The sequence below is a fragment of the Hymenobacter convexus genome, assembly GCF_030580955.1.
Classification (GTDB): domain Bacteria; phylum Bacteroidota; class Bacteroidia; order Cytophagales; family Hymenobacteraceae; genus Hymenobacter.
In genome coordinates this window covers 494,697-512,819 of record NZ_JAUQON010000002.1, presented here as the reverse complement: position 1 = coordinate 512,819, position 18,123 = coordinate 494,697, and the positions used below count along the sequence as shown (strand labels likewise).

At 62.6% G+C, this 18,123-nt stretch carries 15 protein-coding genes; 5 read left to right on the top strand and 10 right to left on the bottom strand.

Annotated features, from left to right (window positions below; genetic code table 11):
- Position 1: 1 nt before the first annotated feature.
- The 4 genes from Q4S41_RS05570 to lipB form a co-directional block, all read right to left on the bottom strand.
- Complete coding sequence (locus Q4S41_RS05570; protein ID WP_305030115.1) at positions 2–1,144, bottom strand: DUF4271 domain-containing protein; 1,143 nt, start codon at positions 1,142–1,144, stop codon at positions 2–4.
- Between the two features lie 55 nt (positions 1,145–1,199).
- Positions 1,200–2,282, bottom strand: coding sequence for an MraY family glycosyltransferase (locus Q4S41_RS05565; protein ID WP_305030114.1), 1,083 nt, complete (start codon positions 2,280–2,282; stop codon positions 1,200–1,202).
- Between the two features lie 69 nt (positions 2,283–2,351).
- Positions 2,352–2,768 carry a hypothetical protein gene (locus Q4S41_RS05560; protein WP_305030113.1) on the bottom strand — a complete coding sequence of 139 codons (417 nt, stop codon included), beginning with the start codon at positions 2,766–2,768 and terminating at the stop codon, positions 2,352–2,354.
- The gene (lipB, locus tag Q4S41_RS05555) at positions 2,765–3,601 is read right to left on the bottom strand and encodes a lipoyl(octanoyl) transferase LipB (protein WP_305030112.1); all 837 of its coding nucleotides are present in this window, start codon (positions 3,599–3,601) and stop codon (positions 2,765–2,767) included. Before lipB ends, Q4S41_RS05560 begins: the two co-directional genes overlap by 4 nt.
- A gap of 161 nt (positions 3,602–3,762) precedes the next feature.
- Here lipB and Q4S41_RS05550 point away from each other — a divergent pair, with 161 nt between their 5' ends.
- The gene (locus tag Q4S41_RS05550) at positions 3,763–4,122 is read left to right on the top strand and encodes a YraN family protein (protein WP_305030111.1); all 360 of its coding nucleotides are present in this window, start codon (positions 3,763–3,765) and stop codon (positions 4,120–4,122) included.
- A gap of 27 nt (positions 4,123–4,149) precedes the next feature.
- Here the strand turns inward: Q4S41_RS05550 and Q4S41_RS05545 are convergent, their stop codons facing one another.
- Entirely contained in the window at positions 4,150–5,196 is a 1,047-nt protein-coding gene (locus Q4S41_RS05545) for a toxin-antitoxin system YwqK family antitoxin (protein ID WP_305030110.1), read from the bottom strand.
- 144 nt (positions 5,197–5,340) lie between these two features.
- Positions 5,341–6,162, bottom strand: a complete 822-nt coding sequence (locus Q4S41_RS05540) for a cyanophycinase (RefSeq protein WP_305030109.1) — start codon at positions 6,160–6,162, stop codon at positions 5,341–5,343.
- Positions 6,163–6,479: 317 nt separating this feature from the next.
- Between Q4S41_RS05540 and mgtE the strand changes: the two genes are divergently transcribed.
- Positions 6,480–7,856 carry a magnesium transporter gene (gene mgtE, locus Q4S41_RS05535; RefSeq protein WP_305030108.1) on the top strand — a complete coding sequence of 459 codons (1,377 nt, stop codon included), beginning with the start codon at positions 6,480–6,482 and terminating at the stop codon, positions 7,854–7,856.
- 40 nt (positions 7,857–7,896) lie between these two features.
- On the opposite strand, the gene arfB is transcribed toward mgtE, so the two are convergent.
- The 4 genes from arfB to Q4S41_RS05515 all read right to left on the bottom strand — a co-directional run bounded on the left by arfB (position 7,897) and on the right by Q4S41_RS05515 (position 11,820).
- A complete protein-coding gene (gene arfB, locus Q4S41_RS05530) occupies positions 7,897–8,301 on the bottom strand; it encodes an alternative ribosome rescue aminoacyl-tRNA hydrolase ArfB (RefSeq protein WP_305030107.1) in 405 nt (134 codons plus the stop codon).
- A 146-nt stretch (positions 8,302–8,447) separates the two neighbouring features.
- Positions 8,448–9,395 carry a 3-oxoacyl-ACP synthase III family protein gene (locus Q4S41_RS05525; protein WP_305030106.1) on the bottom strand — a complete coding sequence of 316 codons (948 nt, stop codon included), beginning with the start codon at positions 9,393–9,395 and terminating at the stop codon, positions 8,448–8,450.
- A 189-nt stretch (positions 9,396–9,584) separates the two neighbouring features.
- Positions 9,585–10,310 carry a head GIN domain-containing protein gene (locus tag Q4S41_RS05520; protein ID WP_305030105.1) on the bottom strand — a complete coding sequence of 242 codons (726 nt, stop codon included), beginning with the start codon at positions 10,308–10,310 and terminating at the stop codon, positions 9,585–9,587.
- Between the two features lie 121 nt (positions 10,311–10,431).
- Complete coding sequence (locus tag Q4S41_RS05515; RefSeq protein WP_305030104.1) at positions 10,432–11,820, bottom strand: carbohydrate porin; 1,389 nt, start codon at positions 11,818–11,820, stop codon at positions 10,432–10,434.
- A 256-nt stretch (positions 11,821–12,076) separates the two neighbouring features.
- On the opposite strand from Q4S41_RS05515, the gene Q4S41_RS05510 reads away from it, so the two are divergent.
- From Q4S41_RS05510 to Q4S41_RS05500, 3 genes are all read left to right on the top strand, one after another.
- On the top strand, positions 12,077–12,859 hold the full coding sequence (locus Q4S41_RS05510) for an alpha/beta fold hydrolase (RefSeq protein WP_305030103.1): 783 nt from the start codon (positions 12,077–12,079) through the stop codon (positions 12,857–12,859).
- A 572-nt stretch (positions 12,860–13,431) separates the two neighbouring features.
- On the top strand, positions 13,432–16,545 hold the full coding sequence (locus Q4S41_RS05505) for a hypothetical protein (protein ID WP_305030102.1): 3,114 nt from the start codon (positions 13,432–13,434) through the stop codon (positions 16,543–16,545).
- Positions 16,546–16,559: 14 nt separating this feature from the next.
- Entirely contained in the window at positions 16,560–18,074 is a 1,515-nt protein-coding gene (locus tag Q4S41_RS05500) for a T9SS type A sorting domain-containing protein (RefSeq protein WP_305030101.1), read from the top strand.
- The last annotated feature ends 49 nt before the right edge of the window (positions 18,075–18,123 follow it).

Genomic DNA, 18,123 nt, shown 5'->3' with positions numbered 1-18,123 from the left:
ATTAGTACGTAAAAACAATAAGTTTAAGTAAAACCAGCAAAGGCAGTACTTCAGTGGCGCAAAGGTAGGCAAACAAATGCAGATTTGTCAGCGAAGCGTGCTGATGCAGGGTACGCCCGACGCGCAACACCGTGCCGACCAGCACCAGCGCGATAGCCGCGCTGGCCGCCCAAGCCACTGTGCGCGGATGGCCACTGTTGAGGCTGAGGTAGAGCAGGAGCACCACTGGCAGCACCAGCCCCGCCAGCAACGTGGTGCGCAGGAACTCCCGATACTGCACATCGACCAGCGGCTGCAGGCCGAATGTATAGCCCAGAATGCCGACGTAGAGGTATTTGCCGAATACAAAGGCGGTGATGATGGCCGTGTAGAGCAGTACCCGCGCCACAATGGCGGTTTCGGGCACGTTGAAAAACCGGCGCAGCAGGGGCAGGTTCTGCAGGTCGGTGTGGATGGCGGTGAGGAGGAGCGCAAACGACAGTGCGAATAGCAGTACCAGCAGCAGGTTGAGCAGCGAAAACGCCGGCTTAGCCAGGAAGGCCTGCTGGTCGCTGCCATTGCCGAAGAGCTCCTCAATCTGAAAAATGCGGGCCAGCCCGGGCTGGTAAGTGGTGCGCACGGCGCCATAAGAGAGGCCGAGTACCAGCAAAAAGCCTAGGTATACGTTCTGGCCCTGCGGGCCGGGTAGCCGGGGCTGAGCCGCCTGCGCTACTTTGGAAGTGGCTTGGCCGGGGGCTGGCGTGCTGGCGCTCAAGCTTGAGAAGGAGGTGAGGGCCGGATAGCCATCGGGCTGCCAGACGGCGAGCAGGTGCGCGCCCGCGGGCAGCTGCGCGGGCAGCAGGTGGGCTAGGTCGAGGAAGTAGGTGGTGGCGGTGCGCGCCGTGAAAACCAGTTGGTTATCGATGAATAAGCTCAGGCCAGGCTGCGCGGCGAACGAGAGCGGAAACGACTGGTTGTGGCTGAGCCGCACCCACTGGTAGTAGGCGTGGGCGGGCTGATGGTAGCCAGGCAGGAAGAAGATGAGGCGGTTGCGGGCGGCGTCGTGAATCAGCCAATCGGCGGAGAGGGACGTGGGCGAGGCCGGGGGCAGCTGCTTGTATTCGCTGGCCTGGGCGGGGCGCAGGCTGCCGGGCAGCGCAAGCAAGACACTGCAAATCAGCAGCCAACCCAACCGAAATGCGCCGCGCGTGGCCATGCTGCTAGTTGCCGTTCTGGGCCGCTAAGAGCTGGCGTCGGGAAATCCGGCTTTGGTAGACGCCGAAGAAGATGCTGAGCAACGCGGAAAAAACGCCCAGAGCCGCAATGAGGATGGTATTGCCGAGGTAGGCGAAGCGGATGACGAACAGGATGACCAGGATGTTGAGCAGGCCCAGCAGCAGCACGGTGCTGATTTGCTGGAAGCCCATAGCCAGGATGCGGTGGTGAATATGGTTCTTGTCGGGCGAGAAGGGCGACTTGCCGGCGAGCATGCGCAACGAAAAAACCCGCAGGGTATCGAACAACGGCACAAACAGGATGCCCACCGCCACCGAAGGCGAAGCAGATGCAAACGGCTGTCCCACGTGCAGCCCCATCTCGATGAACTGAATGGCCAGCACCGACACAATGAAGCCGCACACCAGGGAGCCGGTATCGCCCATGAAAATGGGAGCCCGGTGGAAGTTGTAGCGCAGAAAGCCAAACAGCCCGCCCACTAGGCACACCGCCACATACACGTAGTTGCCGAAATCGGGGCCGCCATAGGTGTAGAAGTAGTAGCCAAACGTGGCGCAGATGATGGACACGATGGTACCGGCAAGCCCGTCCAGCCCGTCGATGAGGTTGATGGCATTGGTGATGCCCACGATGACGCCGAGCGTGAAGGCGTAGCTGACGCCAATGGGCAGCGTGCCGATGCCCAAGATGCCCTGGAAGCTGGTAATCCGCACGTCGGCCATTATCATCACGATGCCGGTGGCGAGGAGTTGACCCACGAATTTTTTGGCTACTGACATGCCCACCAGGTCGTCCTTCAGGCCCACGAAAAACAAGATGATGCAGCCGGCCAGCAGCTCCTTCACGCCGTTTTGGAGCGGCGCGAAGATGGTGAGCGCCGACATAAACCCGGCAAACACGGCCACGCCTCCCAGCCGCGGCGTGAGCGACTGGTGCACGGTGCGCCCGTTGGGGGTATCGAGCATGTTTTTGAGGTGGGCGATGTAGATGATAGATGGCACCGCGAAAAGCGACACCAGCAAAGCCCACATCCAGGACAAGCTCAGGGCGATATCAGTATGGTTCATAAATAACGGGTTACAGCATAAGCAATGCGGATGGTAGAAGCAGCCGCCAGTACAAAGGCAGAAACGGAACTAGCTGTGCAACACGCCCTGACGATTGAGCAAGGCGATGTGAATGAGGTTGTCGGGCACGATGGAATCGGGCACGAAAACGAATTTCTTGTCGAAGATTTGCGGGCCGCGGTAGTAGCTCACCCAGTATTGGTTGTTGAGGTGAAAAACGGCCGGGTCGATGGATTCGATAGGTACGGCGGTGTGGGCGGGCACTTGCTCGAAGAGGTAGCGCAGGGTCGATGTTTGCACCTTTTCGCCGTCGGGCTGTTCGCCGTAGCCTTTAGCGTTGATGATGACGTTTTCGAGCGGGAAAGCGTTGTGGTTGAGCAGGTACACTTGCCAGAACGGCTGGCCTTCGGGTGTGAGGGCCTGTTCGTCGGGGATGATGGCCACCGAGACGCCTTCCACGGGGTCGAACGGAATATCTTGTTTCACGAGGGGGCGTTGAGGCTGGTAGTCGTTGAATTTGGAGTGACAGACGGCCCGACGGCGGCCAATAGTTCCGTGAGATGGCGCAGCAGGCGCTCCTGCACCTCGGCTACCGACACGGCCGGCGCGGCGCCCAACTCCTGCGCGAGGGAAGTCACGGCCTTGTCGGTGATGCCGCAGGGCACGATGTGGCCGAAGTACGACAAATCGGGGTGTACGTTCAGGGCAAAGCCGTGCAGGGTGACCCAGCGGCTGCACTTCACGCCCAAGGCGCATATTTTGCGCGGGTTGAGCGCCCCCTCTTCCCAATCGAGCCACACGCCGGTGAGGCCGGCGATGCGGCCGGCGTTTAGGCCGTATTCGGCCAAGGTGCGGATGACGGCTTCCTCCAGGGTGCGCAGGTACCAGTGGATGTCGTTGCGAAAATTGTCGAGGTCGAGGATGGGGTAGCCCACCAGCTGGCCGGGACCGTGGTAAGTGATGTCGCCCCCGCGGTTGATGCGGTGGAAGCTGGCGTGGTGCGCCGTCAGGGCTTCATCATCAAGCAGCAGGTGCTCGGGCTTGCCGCTTTTGCCCAATGTGTAGGTATGGGGGTGTTCGCAGAGCAGCAGGTAATTGGGCGTGGGCAGCAGGGCATCGCCGGTGGCTTCGGCCTGGCGGTTGAGGGTTTTGATGGCCAGTGTGGCGGCCATCAGCTCTTCCTGCAGCTCCCAGGTGGGCACGTACTCCACCAGGCCGAGGCGCTGCACTTGCAGCGCGCGGTTGGGCACGGGGCCAGCCCCCGCGGGCAGGACGGCGACGGGCAGCGGCGCGGCAGACGTTTCGGCGAAGGAAGCCATGGGCGAAGGTGATGAAATGGGACGCAAAGGTACTAAGCGCGGTAGGCTTTAGCTTGCCCCGGCCTGCGGTTGGCTTATGGCGTCCTGCGGCTAGCTTGCGCGGGCTTACATCCGGCTGCGGTGCCTTGCCGGCCCACTGGCCCCCTCTCCCCCACCTGCTCATGGCCCACGCACCCCACGAATTAGGACAAGCCGGCGAAACGGCCGCCGCGGAATACTTCGTGGCCCGCGGCTACGCGGTGCTGGCGCGCAGCTACCGCCACGGCCGTGCCGAAGTCGACCTGGTGCTGCGGCGTGGCAACGAGCTGCTGGTGTTTGCCGAAGTAAAAACCCGTTCCTCGGGCCAGTACGGCACGCCGGAAACATTCGTATCGGCCCGCAAGAAGGAGCTGTTCCGCCTCGCAGCCACCCACCTGCAGGAAGAACTGGACTGGCGCGGCGACATCCGCTTCGACATTTTAGCCCTGACACTACTCAGCCAGGGCTTTCGCATCGAGCATTTTGAGGATGCTTTCTATTGAGTTTTCCGCATTCCTAGCTCAAACTACCTACTTCCGTTTCGGCGTCGCTTTCGGGGCGGCCTTGGGCACGGTGCGGGGGGTGTAGCCGGGGCGGCGGGCGGGGTTGGGGTCGGCTTCGGGCTCGCCGCGCTTGTCGAAGTTCTTTTCCTTATCGAAGATGAGCTTGGCCTCGCGCGAGTATTCGCGGACCAGTTCCGGCTCGGTTACTTCCGGGTCGTAGCCCGACTCGCCGTACTGGTACTCGTAGCGGCGGCGCGAGCGGAAGCCCCAGAACTTGGTCCAGATGCCCACGCGCTTGCCGTTTTCGAACTGGCCGCGCCATTCGGGCTGGCCGTTCTGGAAGAACTTGGCGTAGTCGCCTTCCAGCTTGCCGTTCACATAGGGCACTATTTCGTTGATTTTGCTCCGGTCTTCGCCGTAGTAGCTCACGTTGGCGTCGCGCGGGAACCCCATTTCGTAGTGGGTTTTGGTGAGCAGCACGCCGTTCTTGTCGAAGGTTTCCCAGCGCAGGTGCCGGGTACCGAGAGCGTAGTAGCCAGATTCGAGGACCTTGTTGTTCTGCATCACCTTGTAGGGGCCGTGCAGGATTTTGAGCTGCGAAGCGTCTTCCTCCACCGATGCCAGCTTCAGAATCTTGTGCTTCTTGGTGTCGTAGTAATAGTAGGCGGGCGCGTAGGCGTTGAGCGCCTTGGGGTACTTCAGGTAGTAGAAGATGGCAATTTTCTGGTTGCGCCCCTTCGGCCCGCTCTTTACGAAGGCCTTCTTCATCTTCTCGCCCAGGAAGACGTTTTTCTTCTTCTTTTTCGATTTGCGCTGGGCGTCCTTCTCGGCGTCTTTGGCCGCTTTTTCCTGCTCTTTGGTGAGCACCGCTTTGCGGGCTGTGCTCAGCGAGGGCTTGCCATTGAGGGTATCGCCGGTGGTGGTGAGCGTGTCCGACACCAGCGCGATGGGCTCGTCGGGTGTGCTCTTGAACGACACCGTTTTGCGGGTGCAGGCCCACGGCAGCAGCGTGAGCACCGCCAACCAGACCCCCAGGAAACGCAGCGGCCGCAGCCACAAACGAGAATTACGCATGAATTGCCTTAAGTATTAACGCGGCCCTAACGCAAATGTAGCGCGCTTTGGTGCCCGACTGGTGAGGTGTGAAATGAGGAAGTGCGGCGTTGGACATTCCGCCTGCGCGATTTGCGCCGCTAAAATTTCACCGCCCCTATTTCGCTATTTCACTGCTACTTCCCGCGTGGCCAAATCCAGCTGCTGGCCGGCCACCAGCAGATGCAGCCGCAGGTGGTGCCCGCTGATGACCTGGTCTTCGGCCAGCTCTGGCAGGTTGTTGTGCGTAACATCGGCGGCATCGACCACCACCACGGCCTCTTCGCCGAACACCTCGGCGGGCTGGCCGGCGCGCACCACCAGCCCGGTTTCCTCGCTCAGGCCGATGCCGAGAAGCTCAGGCCGGGCCAGCACGGCATGCATGAGGCGGGGGTAGCGGCCGCGCTCGGCAAAGTGCTGGTCGAGGAGCACGCCGGGCAGCAGGCCCAGGCCGGGCTTCACCTCAATCTGGCCGCCGAGCAGGCTGCGCCAGCCGTGGCCGTTCACCAGCATCACCTCGGCCATGGCGGAGGCACCTGCGCTGGTGCCGGCCACAATGAAACTGGCCTCGGTGGCGTATTTGTGCCGCAGGATGGCTAGAAATTCGGTGCCGAGCAGAAATTCGGTGATGCGCTCCTGGTCGCCGCCGCTCATGAACACCAGCGCCGCCCGGCGCAGGCGCGTGAGGGTGGCGGGGTCGTCGGCGTGGTTGGTTTCATCGACTTGCAAATGGCGCACGTGGGGGCAGCCCAGCTGGTGCCAGGCATGGGCGTAGGCGGCGGCGGTGCGGGCGGGCTGGCGGCGGCTGGCCGTAGTGAGCACCTCGATGGGGGCGTTGCGTTCGGGCAGCAAGGTGGCCAGCAGGGCCAGCATGGGGTCGTCGTCGCCACCGCCCAGCACCACGAGGGTGCCCAAGGGCGCGGGGGCGGCAGAGGTATCAGTGGGCATAAGCGCGGGGTTGGGGTGGCAAGATGGGGCGGCCAAGCGGGATTGAGAAAGGAGTGAACCGGGTGACGTTGAACAACGCTGTCAGCCTGAGCGCAGCGCAGGACCTTATCACCCTCGAACGAATTGCCCTTGCTTCATCTGCCCACGCATACGATGCAGGCGTGAGAAGGTCCTTCGCTGCGCTCAGCATGACAGCCCCTGACCATTCTTTTCTCCGCCTGCTACACCCATTTACCGCCGGCTTAGCCCTACTTTTGTGGCGCTTATTTCTTCATCAACCCCGCTTGCCTAGCGAAGCATCTCCCCTCCTCTTTTTCATGCAGCCGCAGACCGTGGAAACCATCACGTCCCTGATTCAGGAGGGCGAATTTTTTAAGCTCAAGCAGCTGCTCCGCGATTTCCAGCCTTCGGAGCTGGTGTCGCTCATAGAGGCCGAGGAAGAACGGGAGCAGCTCATCATCTTCCGGTTGCTGCCGCTCAAGCTGGCCACGGAGGTGTTCGAATACCTCGATTTGGAAGTGCAGCGGCACTTTCTCGACAACCTAGCCCAGGACAAGATGGCCGACATCCTCAACGAGATGTCGCCCGACGACCGCACGGCCCTGCTGGAATTTCTGCCCGCCAATTTCGTGGCCGAGCTCGTGCAAAGCCTCTCGGAGGAAGAGCGCAAGGTGACGCTGCAGTTGCTGGGCTACCCCGAATACTCGGTGGGCCGCCTGATGACGCCCGACTACATCGCCATCCGCGAAAACTGGACCGTGCAGCAGGTGCTCGACTACATCCGCCAGCACGGCGGGCAGTCCGAAACGCTGAGCATGCTCTACGTCACCGACGCCCACGGCGTGCTCATCGACGACATCCGCATTCGGGAATTCCTGCTGGCCGCCCCCACTGTGCGCGTGCGCGAACTGATGGACCGCCGCTACGTGAGCCTCACGGCCAACCAGGACCAGGAGGAGGGCATCGACATTTTCCGGCGCAACGACCGCAACGCCCTGCCCGTGGTTTCGGACCAGGGCATCCTGCTCGGCATCGTGACCATCGACGACATCCTCAGCATTCGCGAGGAAGAAGACACCGAGGATATTCAGAAGTTCGGCGGCTCCGAAGCCCTCGACGAGCCCTACCTCACCATGCCGCTCCTGCGCCTGGTGCAGAAGCGGGCCGGCTGGCTGGTGGTGCTGTTTCTGGGCGAATTGCTCACGGCCTCGGCCATGCAGTTTTTCGAGGGCGAATTACAGAAGGCCATTGTGCTGGTGCAATTTGTGCCGCTCATCATCAGCTCGGGCGGTAATTCGGGCTCGCAGGCCACCTCGCTTATCATCCGGGCCATGGCGCTGGGCGAGTTCACGCTGGGCGAGTGGTGGCGGGTGCTGCGGCGCGAGCTCATCACCGGCTCGGCCCTGGGCCTGATTCTGGGGCTGGTGGGCTTCGGGCGCATTGCCATCTGGCAATCCATCACGCCCATTTATGGCGAGCATTGGGTGCTGGTGGCTACCACGGTGGGCTTGGCGCTGGTAGGCATTGTGCTGTGGGGCTCATTGGCGGGCTCCATGCTGCCACTGCTGCTCAAGCGGCTGGGGCTGGACCCGGCCACGTCCTCGGCGCCCTTCGTGGCCACGCTGGTCGACGTGACGGGTTTGATTATTTACTTTTCGGTGGCGCTGCTCATTCTGCGCGGCACGCTTCTGTAGCGCGAAACGAACGCCACACGCGGCGGATGTTTACGGCCGGCTACTCCAAGCGCCGCCGGCTGGCCTTTTTCTCGCCCTGAATCTTTTTGCCCTCCAGACGCTTGCGCACGGCGCTTTTGCTGGGCTTGGTGGCTTTGCGGGGCTTGGGCCGGCGCAGGCTTTTAAGAAGCAATTCGTGGAAGCGGGCCAGCACGATTTCTCTATTGCGGAGCTGGCTGCGGTCATCCTGGGCCGCCAGCAGGAGCAGGCCGTCGGCGGTGAGCTGGTTGGCCAGCTTCTCCCCTATCAGTTGCTTCTGGGTTTCGGTAAGCACCTCGGAGTTCATCAGGTGCCAGCGCAGTTCCACGCGCGACTCCACCTTGTTCACGTTCTGCCCGCCCGGCCCGCTGGCCCGGCTGGTCTGGAAGGTAATTTCGGGTAGGAAAGCGGCGGCGGGCGGAAGCATGAATTTTCGATTGAACCGCAAAGAACGTCATGCCGAGCGCAGCTGGAGCATCTCGCGTGCCATGGTAAATCCGGTTGGTTGGATTAATACCACACGCGAGATGCCCCGGCTGTGCCCGGCATGACGTTCTTCTTTACGTTTTGTTTCTACTTATTCAGCAGCATCGCGCCGTAGGAATACCCGCCGCCGAACACCGTAATAATCACCTTATCGCCGGCTTTGAGCGTGTCCCACACCTCGGCCAGGCCGATGGCGGCGCCGGCGCAGCCGGTATTGCCAAGGCGGTCGATGTTGTTGACGGCGCGGGCGGGGTCGAGGCCTAGTTGCTTCACCACGTTTTTCGAGATGCGTAGGTTGGCCTGGTGCGGGATGAGGTAGGTCAGCTCGTCGGTGGCAATGCGGTGCTTGTCGAGCAGCTGCTGCGTCACTTTGGCCATGTACAGGCAGGCCTGCTGAAACACGTCACGGCCGAAGGGCATCACAATGCCCTTCTCCACGGGCTTGAGCGTCACGGCTTCGTCGGCCTTGCTCACGGGCGCGGCCCCGCCGGTGATGACTTCGCTGATGAGCAGGTCATCGGGGCTGAGGCGCTCCTTGCTGATGAGCAGCGTGGCCGCGCCGTCGCCCCACAGGTGGCCAGCCATGGTGTCTTCCTCGTTGTTGTAAGCGGTGTTGTGCTCCGTGACGACCACCACGGCACGGGTGGCCTTGCCCATGGCAAAGTAGCCCTCAACAATTTCCACCGCGTTGAGCAGCGACGAACAGGCCGACGAGATGCTCACCGTCGGGATTTCGTTAACGTTCAAATCGCGCTGTACGGCGTGGGCGGCCGTGAAAATGGTATCGTGCGGCGTGTAAGTTCCGGCCACAATAAGGTCGACACTAGCCGCAGCAAAGGCGGGAGCGGCGGCAAACGCCGCGCGGGTAGCGGCAATGGCCATGGTGTTGGCATTTTCGCCGGGACCCGCTTTGCGGCGCTCCTGAATGCCGGTTCGCTCAATTATCCACTCGCTGGCCAAGCCGTTGAGGCGGGTGAAGTGAGCGTTGGTAACGACGGCCTCCGGAAGGTAGGACGCCACATGATGAAGGTACACGGACTGGTGTTGGGTGGGAAACTCTAACGCGCCTTTCGGCCCGGCAAAGGTACGGCACCGCGCCCGCGGCGGTCGGCCCCGCCCCCCGATATGCCCGAATTTTACACGCAGCGGCTGGTATTGAGTTAAGAGGAAAGAGCCATTAACCCTTAGCTACTAACTCTTCACTCCCAGCACTTGGCTGCTACGCTACTCCTTCACCACACGGCCGCTGCCGTGGGTGTTGCTGCTGAGCTGTGCACCTCCGGCCACGTACAGGCTGCCCGAACCGGAAATAGAGCCTTCGGCCGTGCGGCTGGCGTACACGTGCACATCGCCCGAGCCGCTAATACGGGCGCGGCTGGTTTCCGTTTTAAGGTCGTGGGCTTTCACCTTGCCCGAGCCGCTGATGCGGATATCGTTGCTGGCGCAGTTGCCACCCAGCATCACCCCACCCGAACCCGACACACTGGTTTCGAGCTGCTTGGCCTGGAGCTGAGGCACCACCAAGTCGCCCGAGCCGCTCAAGGTCAGCGTCAGGGCGTCGGCCTGGAGGGGGCCGCTCATTTCGAGCTTGCCCGAGCCGCCCACGCGCAACGCCGTTAAAGTGGGCACGGTCACATACACCGTCACGGGGCCGTGGCTTTTGTTGTTGAACATTTTACCTTCCTGGTTGCGGAAGTTCAGACGCAGCTTGCCGCCCTGCACGGTGGTTTCGAAGTCGGCCAGGTCGTCTTTGCTGCCCTCCACCGCCACACTCTGGGGGCTGCCCTGCTTCACTACCACGTGCGACGAGCTACCCAGGCTAATTTCAGTGAACGAGCCCACCGAGCGGGTTTCGCGGTCGGCCAAAAGCCGGGTGGTGAAGGATGAAAGCGCGCCGGCGGCCAGCAGCGCTAGGCTAGCGTACATCGAGGTAATCCGAAAATTCTTCATGCGAAAAAAAGGTAAAAGGATGAGTGAGTAAACCCGACTACCGCCCTGATGCCGGAATCGTTACGGCGGTTGCCCGAAGTTATTCTTTTCCCTTTGCTACTCTAAAAAACGTTTCGCTCGTTTAAAATTCGACGTGCAGCCGCACGGCCACCACGTGCACCGGCCCGCTGCGGTCGCGGTTGTAGGCCGGGTTGAGAATGAACTGATAATCGGGGCTGATGGCGGCGTGGTAGCGGTGCAGGTCAATGCTGTAGTACACTTCGCCAATTTTTTCGAGGCCGTAGTTCAGCTGCCCGTCGCCAACCATGAAGCCGTAGCCCCCGGCCGCCAGATACGCCTGGTGCTCGGAGCTGATGCCGTTGGCCACCACGGCGGCGCCGAGGCGGTCGTCGGGGCGGTGCCAGCGCGCGCCGGTGCTCACCACGCCCAGGCTCGCGCTGTGGTCAATTTCGGTGAAGGCCCAGGTTTCGTTGCGGCCATCGTTGTAGCTCACCCGCGCAAACAGCCCCACATTCTTGCTGATTTCCTGCTCCGCGTTCAGGCCGAATCCCACTTTGGTGTGGCCGTCGTGGCGCACCAGCTCCAGGTCGGGCTGCTGGCCGGTGGCCTGGCCCAGCGCCACGGCCGTGCGGTAGGTAGCCATCGGGGCCACGTTGCGGAAGCCCAGGGCGCGCACCGTGCCCTGATGCTGGCCAAGGTGGTAGGTGTGCGTCAGCTCCAAGGTTTCGGCGTGAGCCTGGCCGTAGCGGTAGTCGAGCAGCGGGCCGTTGGCGTAGGTGGGCAGCAACGCCGAAGCAAAGCGGGCGCTGAAGCTGGGCGTCACGTATTCGAGCACGCCGCCCACAGTGTAGCCGCGGGTGTTGGCGGCGTAGTCCCAAGCCCCGGCGCTCATCAGGCTCCAGTTCATAAACTGGGTGCGCGGGTCGTGCGAATAGCTGTTCTGGTCGAAAAAGTCGGCCAGGCAGAGCTTGCCCGCGCTCACCGAAATGTAGTGGCGTGGCGTGGGGCCGGCCACTTGGTTGAGGTCGTCGATATCTTCATCCATTTCCGGGCTCAGGGCAAACACTTGCCGCACGTAGAGCCGGGCCAGGTACAGCACCGGGTCGGCCACGCCGATGCGGAAGGTTTCGCCGTTGGGGAAGCCGGCGATGCCGCGGGCGCTGCTCAAGCCGCTGCCGCCGGCCACTTCCGGGTTAAAATACACCGCCGCATTCTTCCACAGCCGCCGCCCGATGAAGAAGGTACTGGTCATCGAGAGCTTGGCCGACTCGCGGTCGGCAAGGCTAAAGTCGCCGGCGTAGGGCGTGGTCAGGTTGTTGTGCCACTGGTCGATGAAGGTTTGCTGGAAGTGCAGGCTCCAGTTGTGGGCTTCTTCGACGGGCCGGCGCAGGGGCTCCTGGGCCGAGGCGGCAGTGGGCGGCGTGGGCGGCGTGGTGGAGCCGGCTGGCGTGACCTGGGCGGTGGCGGCGAGCGGCAGTGCCGCCAGCAAAAGCAAATAGTAAAAACGCAACGGATGGGGTATTTAACAGATGAGCATTTGTTCGCAAGCTAAACTTAATTGATTGGGTAGCTGAACAAACACACAAAGCACTGCCGTCTTGTATGACAAACAGGTGAATTTTCGGCCCGTCCGCAACCGGCGAATCGTCAAATCCGGTCGGCCTCGCTCACGTATCAAGCGGCAGCCTGCCCCGCCTACGGCCAGCTGGTGCTCCGAGAAAACAGCCCCGGCGCCGTACCCCAGCCCCCTTCGCTACTTTTGCATCATGCCGCTACTTCACCACCTCGACCAGGGCCAGGGCCGCCCATTGGTTATCCTCCACGGGCTTTTCGGAACGCTTGATAACTGGCAGAGCCTAGCCCGCCGCTGGGCCACCGAAGCCGGCCTGCGCGTCGTGAGCGTCGATTTGCGCAATCACGGCCGCTCCTTTCACGCGCCCGAGCACACCTACGCCCTCATGGCGCAGGACGTGCTCGACCTTTTCGACCACCTCCAGCTCGGCCCCGATACCTCCCTCATGGGCCACAGCATGGGCGGCAAAGTGGCCATGCGCCTCGCCTTGGATAACCCCGAACGCCTGGCCCGCCTTATCGTGGTCGATATTGCCCCGCGCTTCTCCGACATGGAGCACCAGGACGACATCGTGGCCGGCTTGCAAGCCGTCGATTTCACCACCTGCACCAACCGCCAGGAGGCCGATGCCGCCCTGGCCAAGTATGTGCCCAATGTGGGCACCCGCCAGTTTTTGCTAAAAAACCTCTACCGTAAGGAGAACAACAGCTTCGCCTGGCGCATCAACCTCGACGTGCTGGCCGCCCAGCTCCCCGCCGTGGGCGAAGAAACCACCGGCCACGCACCGTTTCTAAAGCCCGCCCTGTTCATTCGGGGCGGCAAGTCGGACTACATCACTGCCGAGGACAAGCTGCACGGCATTCCGGCGCTGTTTCCGCACTCGCAGGTGGCCACCGTAGTCGATGCCGGCCACTGGGTGCACGCCGAGAAACCCGAGGAGATTTATGAGATGGTGAAGGCATTTGTAGGGCAATGAGCAGGCCATTGGGCCTAGCTTGGCCCTGGCAAGGCAGCCTTGGCACTGGTTAATAGCCTGTATGAAAGTCTATTGAGCAGTAGTTGCCGTTAGCATTGGTGTCTTGAGCAGCTTGATTGCAGTCTTGCCGACCGGGGCTCGGCATCCAATAAACCGCAGTATATATATTATATATTAATTAATCAAATTATTTGTTGTTTAAAAAAAATTTCAGAGAAACGTTAAAATATTTTTATTATACTTTTTATATATTATATTTAATTATCTGACACTACCGTTAGCTTGTCGTTAACAAAAAACTACCACAAAAATTGGCATTTGATGCTCAATCCATTGGGAACACCCACTGGCATATTAAATATTAATTATTTAATATTAATACAATAATGCATTAATAAAAATAAATTTTGCAGTAGGAAAAGGTAGAACCGGGGGAATAATATTGTGACTCATCGAAGGCATAATTCATATTCTTTCTCCCCTAAACCAAATTCTCACACTGCATGAAAACTCAATTACCCCTGAGATTTTTATTGAGAGTGGCGTCAGCTGGTGCGCTTGTAACCATACCCATGCTGGGATATGGCCAGACCGGCATTGGCACGCGCACGCCAGAACCTTCGGCCGCACTCGATATTTCGAGCAGCAACAAAGGCCTGCTCATCCCACGAGTTGCCCTAAAATCGGCGGCCGACAATACCACCATTGAAAATCCGGCCACTGGCCTTATGATTTTCAACACCAGCGACTTGCTTCCGGGCGGGCCGGGCCTCTACTACAACGCCGGCGGCAACACCGGCGCCAAGGGCAGCAGTCCCACCAACTGGGTGCGGGTAGAAACCAGCGGCGCCCCGATAGGCCTCGACACCTGGCACTTGGTGGGGAAGGCCGCCCCCACCTCACCGGTGGGCATTGGGGGCAATGCCGGCACGAGCAATGCGCCCGGGGCTTACATCAACAACGGCACAACGGTTCAGAGTGCCGCCAATTTCAACATCGACGGCTCTGGCACGCTGGGCGGCAATATGACGGTGGCAGGCAACGCCACGGTTGCGTCGTTGGCGGCGCCGGGCATTGCCGCTCGGCAGGTTGGAATAGATGCCACCGGCAAGCTCCAGGCCCGCCCGCTTGATGTGCTGACGCTGAGCGGCCAGCAGCTCAGCTTAGGCGCGGGTACTACGGCAGTCACCCTGCCTACTTCCAGCGTCGCCGTGGGCACGACTACCACAGGCGCCGCTGGCACCAATGCGGCCGTCACCAACAGCGGCACGGCCACCGCGGCCATCCTCAACTTCACGGTTCCGGCCGGGGCTACCGGTCCGGCCGGGCCGCAAGGGGCAACCGGGGCAGCCGGCCCCGTGGGACCGGCGGGGGCAGTTGGCCCAGCGGGCGCAACGGGTGCGCAAGGCCTGCAGGGGCCAACTGGCGCGGCGGGTGCGCAAGGCGCTATGGGCCTCACCGGGCCGCAAGGGGCCACCGGCCTCACCGGGCCGCAAGGCCCCCAGGGCCTGGCGGGCCTCACTGGGGCCCAGGGCCCGAAAGGTGATACTGGCAGCGCTGGCGCCACCGGACCCATCGGCCTGACCGGCGCTACCGGTACTACTGGCGCTACCGGCGCCACCGGCCCCAAAGGCGATACCGGGGCTACCGGGGCTACGGGCCCGGCGGGCTTGGCAGGAGCACAGGGCCCGACGGGTCTCACGGGCGCCCAAGGCCCCACCGGTCCGGCTGGTGCGCAAGGTGCACAAGGCCCGGCGGGTGCGCAGGGCGCGCAAGGCATAGCCGGCAACGACGGCGCCCAGGGCCCGGTGGGTTTGACCGGCCCGCAAGGCGCCCAAGGCCCCACTGGATTAACTGGCCCGGTTGGCCCGACCGGCCTGACTGGAGCAACCGGTGCTACCGGCCCCACTGGGCCAACCGGTGCCACAGGGGCTACTGGTGCCGCTGGAGCCACCGGCCCGCAAGGTCCGATGGGCCTGACCGGTGCCACTGGCGCGCAAGGCCCCATCGGCCTGACTGGCGCCACCGGCGCTCAGGGACTACAAGGTATTCAAGGGCCAAAAGGCGATGCCGGTGCCGCCGGCGACCAGGGACCTATCGGCCCGATGGGTGCCACGGGTGCCACCGGCCTGGCTGGCGCGCAAGGGCCAGTAGGACCTGCTGGCGCTCAGGGAGCAACAGGTCCAGCGGGCGCACAGGGAGCACAGGGCGTGGCTGGTGCCACTGGCTCACAAGGCCCCATCGGCTTGACGGGTCCGCAAGGCGCGCAAGGTCTTACCGGTTTGACGGGTCCCCAGGGGCCTAAAGGGGACACGGGTTCGCAAGGACCGATTGGCTTAACCGGTGCCACAGGTGCTACCGGTGCCACCGGCGATACTGGCGCCACCGGTGCCAAAGGTGACACGGGAGCTACCGGCGCCCAAGGTCCTATCGGGGCCACCGGTGCCAAAGGCGATAAAGGTGACAAGGGCGAACAAGGTATCCAAGGTGTAGCTGGCCCGCAGGGTGCCAATGGTGCTACTGGTACGAATGCCACTATTGCCATTGGTAGTGTAACTACAGGTCCAGTTGCATCGGTAACTAACGCTGTTGCTGGCTCAATTAATTTACTCAGTTTTGTCATTCCCGCAGGTGAGCAGGGTGTACAAGGCATCCAAGGTGAACCGGGTATTGCCGGTCCTGCCGGTCCTGCTGGCGCCGACGGCCATGACGGCGCTGCTGGCGCCGCCGGTCCTGCTGGCGCCGACGGCCATGACGGCGCTGCCGGTCCCGCCGGTCCCGCCGGTCCCGCCGGTCCTGCCGGTCCTGCTGGCGCCGACGGCCATGACGGCGCTGCTGGCGCCGCTGGTCCCGCTGGCGCTGCCGGTCCCGCCGGTCCTGCCGGTCCCGCTGGCGCAAAGGGTGACCAAGGTATTCAAGGCCTGAAAGGCGATACTGGCGCGACAGGTCCCCAAGGTGCAGCAGGTACGAACGGAGCAGCAGCTACGATTGCCGTCGGAACCACTACCACAGGAGCTGCTGGTTCCAGTGCTACCGTAACTAATACGGGCACCTCGTCTGCCGCAGTATTTGCCTTTACGGTGCCTGCCGGGGCCACAGGCCCACAAGGGCCCGTTGGCGCAACGGGAGCAACGGGCGCTACCGGCGTAGCGGGTCCTGCCGGTGCTACTGGCCCTGCTGGCGCAACGGGCGCAACCGGCGCCGCTGCCAGCATAGCCATTGGTGGCACAACGACTGGAGCAGCAGGCACATTGGCTACCGTAACCAATACGGGAACCAGTTCGGCCGCAGTTCTGACCTTCACCATTCCGCAAGGTGCTGCGGGAACTCAGGGATTGAAGGGGGACCCTGGTATCAACGGCAGCACCATGGCAGTGAACCCGGGTCTCAACGTCACGACTACGGACCTCACGACGGTAGTAGCCAGTAATAACTTTATCGGCCTGAAACCGACCAGCACTGCTACGTTCTCATTGCCTGCAGCATCCAGCAACAACGGCCGGATTATCTATCTCCGCAACTATTCCAGCTTCACGGTAACCATTACCAGTTCTGCTTCGGGAGGGTTCTGGACCACAGATTCTATCAACGCTTCAACTAGCGTAACCCTCACCGGTAATGGTGCTAATACCTCAAATACCGTCCAGGTGATTTCCGACGGGTCAAAATGGGTTGTTATCCACTAATTGCCTCTGCGACCATGAACCGATACCTCAAACGTTTCGAACCGCCCACGGCCGCGCTTGCGTTGCTGCTGGTGTGGGGGGCCTCGGCCCTTCACACCAGCCAAGCCCAGGGCCTCTACAATGGGAAAGGCGGCTTAGTCGCCCTCTCCGATTCGGTGCGCTACGTGCGCGGCGACGTGGAGAACGCCGGCGAGCTTGACCTGACCCGCGCCGCCGGCCTGGCTTCCAACCGGCTCTTCATCGACGAAGGCAGCCTGCTCAGCACCGGCACCTTCAGCGCCGGCCAGAGCACCGTGGTGCTGATGGGCATGAAACCGCATGTGCTGAGCATAAGCGGGGCTACCTTCTACCGCCTGCGCCTCGACAACCCGGCCGGCATCACCCTGGGGTCGGATGCCAGCGTGGCCGGAGGCCTGCGGCTGGCCAGCGGCCACCTGCGCACCACCGCGGCCTACAGCCTGCGGCTGGCGCCCGCCGCTACCTTGCTCGGGCCCGGCCCGGCCGGCACCGAAGACGACAGCCATTACGTGCAAGGCAGTCTGGTGCAGCAGCAAGCCGTGCGCGGCACCGAGCCCGTCAACTTCGGCAACATGGGCTTCGTGCTGCATCCCAACGGCCAGGTCCTGACGCTGACCGTGGACCGCCGCACCGGCCTGAGCCTGCCCAACTACTCCTACAGCCAAAGCCCGGCGTTTGCCAGCAAGCAGAGCATCGACCGCATCTGGCGGCTCAGCACCGCCGACGGCCGCAGCCCCGCTCAGCCCGTCCGGCTCGCGCTAAGCTGGCTGGCGGCCAACGACCACGGCCTCGACTTTGGCGGCGCCCTGGCCCAAGTGTGGCGCTCCACCGACCAGGGCAAAACCTGGGTGAAAGCCGGCGAGCCCCAGCCCGCGCTGGCGCGCACCGTCATGGTGGCGGCCACCGAGCTCAACGCCTGGTACACCGTGAGCCTGCACAGCGCGCCCACCGTTGCCCCGCTGGCCCAAACCTTATTTTCGGGCACGGCCCGCCGCACCGATGCCGTGCTGACCTGGTCGACGACCACGAAGCCGAGCAACGGCTGGTACGTTATCGAACGGTCGGCTGACGAGCAGAAGTGGCAGGAAATCAGCCGGCAGGCCGTGGCCAGCCAGCGCTGGTCGCCGGCCGCCGCCACGGCAGTCGATAAGGACGCCAGCCGCCTGGGCGCCACCGTGTTCTACCGCCTGCGGCAGCTCGACACCGAAGGCCACAGCCAACTCAGCAAGGTGCTGGCCGTGCAATTCGCCGGCGCGGCTGTCTTCAAGCTCGACGCCTATCCGGTGCCGCTGCAGGAATACCTCACCCTCGACCTGATGACGGCGGGCCCCGGCGCAGTACAGATTGACCTCTTCGACATGGCCGGTCGGGTGCTCATTCACCGCGAAGAAGCCGCGGCCACGGGCGCCAGCCGTTTCCAGCTCGATGTGCGGGCGCTGGCCAGCGGCGTCTACACCCTGCAAGCCCGCCAAGGCGAGCAGCGCATCACCCGCCTGATAAAGCGCGACTAGCCAACGGCCCGCCGCGTTTCGTAAATCGCCCCGCCTTCCGAAAGAAAGC

Coding starts and splice junctions, on each gene's coding strand:
- Q4S41_RS05505 (WP_305030102.1), top strand. CDS start 13,432: ATGCTGGGATATGGCCAGACCGGCATTGGCACGCGCACGCCAGAACCT.
- Q4S41_RS05520 (WP_305030105.1), bottom strand. CDS start 10,310: ATGAAGAATTTTCGGATTACCTCGATGTACGCTAGCCTAGCGCTGCTG.
- arfB (WP_305030107.1), bottom strand. CDS start 8,301: ATGCTTCCGCCCGCCGCCGCTTTCCTACCCGAAATTACCTTCCAGACC.
- lipB (WP_305030112.1), bottom strand. CDS start 3,601: ATGGCTTCCTTCGCCGAAACGTCTGCCGCGCCGCTGCCCGTCGCCGTC.
- mgtE (WP_305030108.1), top strand. CDS start 6,480: ATGCAGCCGCAGACCGTGGAAACCATCACGTCCCTGATTCAGGAGGGC.
- Q4S41_RS05565 (WP_305030114.1), bottom strand. CDS start 2,282: ATGAACCATACTGATATCGCCCTGAGCTTGTCCTGGATGTGGGCTTTG.
- Q4S41_RS05500 (WP_305030101.1), top strand. CDS start 16,560: ATGAACCGATACCTCAAACGTTTCGAACCGCCCACGGCCGCGCTTGCG.
- Q4S41_RS05545 (WP_305030110.1), bottom strand. CDS start 5,196: ATGCGTAATTCTCGTTTGTGGCTGCGGCCGCTGCGTTTCCTGGGGGTC.
- Q4S41_RS05510 (WP_305030103.1), top strand. CDS start 12,077: ATGCCGCTACTTCACCACCTCGACCAGGGCCAGGGCCGCCCATTGGTT.
- Q4S41_RS05550 (WP_305030111.1), top strand. CDS start 3,763: ATGGCCCACGCACCCCACGAATTAGGACAAGCCGGCGAAACGGCCGCC.
- Q4S41_RS05540 (WP_305030109.1), bottom strand. CDS start 6,162: ATGCCCACTGATACCTCTGCCGCCCCCGCGCCCTTGGGCACCCTCGTG.